Raw genomic sequence first — 249 nt, forward strand, 5'->3', positions numbered from 1 at the left:
CTGAGCGTAAACGTTGCCCGGGGTGGCATCTTTGCTTGGGGATTCCATACGAGCTTTGAAATTCAGTTCCTGATAGCTGTTGGTATTGTTGAACGTAATTACTACCGGAGTACCTAAAGTTACTTCGCCGCTCTGGCTGTCCAGAATACGTACGCCAACGCCAGTGGCGCCGCCGATTTCAGTTTCTTTGGTATTTTTCAGAAGATCAGACTGACCCGTCATGGTATTTGCTGTAGTGAAAGTAACCTT

The 249-nt window shown here is 47.4% G+C and carries 1 protein-coding gene; it reads right to left on the minus strand.

Translation table 11 applies throughout. The features are described from left to right. On the minus strand, positions 1 to 249 hold a 249-nt coding region (locus tag R0J87_RS23075; protein WP_498889275.1), incomplete at both ends, for a fimbrial protein.

It is taken from the genome of Halomonas sp. SIMBA_159, assembly GCF_046536035.1.
Classification (GTDB): Bacteria; Pseudomonadota; Gammaproteobacteria; order Pseudomonadales; family Halomonadaceae; genus Vreelandella; species Vreelandella venusta_A.